Origin of the sequence: Bacillus thermozeamaize, assembly GCA_002159075.1 — a bacterium.
In the GTDB taxonomy this organism is placed as follows: Bacteria; Bacillota; Bacilli; order ZCTH02-B2; family ZCTH02-B2; genus Bacillus_BB; species Bacillus_BB thermozeamaize.
Window position 1 is genome coordinate 1 of record LZRT01000028.1, and the last position, 1868, is coordinate 1868.

1 pseudogene is annotated in these 1868 nt (G+C 53.2%); it reads left to right on the forward strand.

Annotated features, from left to right (window positions below):
* Positions 1–1868: pseudogene (locus BAA01_00610) on the forward strand (hypothetical protein).

The following is a 1868-nucleotide window of genomic DNA, read 5'->3' on the forward strand; positions in this document are numbered from 1 at the left end:
TACGAAGCGTTCTATGAAGAAGCGCTGGGGACGAAGATTCGTTGGAGAGGCAAAGAAGGCACTACGAACTGCCCGTTTCACGATGACAGAGATCCGTCCTTTTCGGTAAACAGGGAAAAGGGCGTGTACTATTGCCATGCTTGCGGCGAAAAGGGCAATGCCATTACGATGGCCCAACGCATGGGTATTGATCTGGCTGAATTTGATAACAGCGGCAACTTGTCAAAGATCAGACAAAAGAGAAGCGGAGAAAAATTTCAAGATCATGACCGCGAACATGTCTATAACGACGAATTTGGGAACCCGCTGCACCTGGTCGGCATCGACGGGACGGGCAACCGGAAAAGCGTCATCCAATACCATCGCGTGAACGGGAAATGGCGAATCGGCAAACCCAAACGGGTCGTGCCATACCGGCTTCCCGAACTCATTCGGGCCGTCCAGGCGGGGGATCCGGTCTATGTGGTGGAAGGCGAAAAGGACGCCGACACGATGCACCGTCAAGGATTCACCGCTACCACCAATCCAGGCGGCGCCGGAAAATGGCCCGAAAGCGACGATTTTAATCGCTATTTCCAGAGGGCGAAGGTGATCATCCTGCCGGACAATGATGAGGCGGGAAGAAAGCATGCCGAAAAGGTTGCGGAGATCCTTCGCAAATGGACCGACGACATCCGGATTGTTCATCTGCCCGGTTTGCCGGAAAAAGAAGATGTAACGTACTGGTTTGAAAAAGGCGGGACCGTCCAGGAATTGAAAGCCATTGTCGAGAGATCGTTTGTTCAGTCTTCCCCCAAGGCAACGAACCAGTATGTGGACCCGGAGAAATTTTTCGCAAACGGAAAATTCCAGCCCGTCGTCCTCGGCCGTGTGATCCTTGAACAGTTGCCTGCCATTGCCCATGGGACGGAGATTTACACGTACGAGAACGGCGTGTATCAAGCCGGAGGGGAAGCGCGGTTACGAAAAAAAGCGCTGGATCTTCTGGGAGACAGGTATTTGCCTATCTATGTCCACCAGGCCGTGGAATGGATCCGCACCAAATTGCTCGGGGAGCCCGTCCAGGAATTCAACGTGGAGGATGGATTCATCAACGTTGAAAACGGGCTTGTCAATTGGCGCACAGGAGAACTCCTCCCGCACACCCCCGAGCGTTACTCTTCCATCCGTATTCCCGTGACCTACGACCCTTCTGCGGATTGTCCGGACATCGAAAAATTCTTCTCCGAGATCGTTCCCCCGGATGCCGTTCCTACCCTCTATGAACTTTTCGGGTATTGCCTGATTCCGACGAACCGTTACCAGAAGGCGTTTCTGCTTCATGGCACCGGCGCAAACGGCAAAAGCACCTTGCTCAAGTTGCTGGAGAGATTTGTCGGCCCCCAAAATGTATCCAACGTTCCGCTTCATCGTCTGGAAAAAGATAAATTTAAGGTCGCTTTGCTTAAAGATAAACTGGTCAATATCTTCGCCGATATTTCCCATAAGGGCCTTGATACTTCTTCAACGTTCAAGGCCCTGACCGGGGAAGACCGGATCAATGCCGAATTCAAGGGAAAAGACGGCTTTGATTTTCGGCCCTTTGCCCGGCTCATCTTCTCCGCGAATGTGCCCCCGACGAGCAGCGATGTGTCAAACGGATTTTTCCGCCGCTGGATCGTCATCCCCTTCCCCAATTCCTTTGAGGGCCGCCAGGACCCGCGTCTGCTTGAACGCCTTACGACGCTGGGAAATTTGAGCGGGCTCCTTAACCGTGCTCTGCACGGTTTGCGCCGGCTTGAGCAGAAAAACGGCTTTACCATGGGGCCGTCCTTGCAGGAAGCGCACAAGAAGTATCAGCAAGAGGCCGACAATATTTCCGGGTTTCT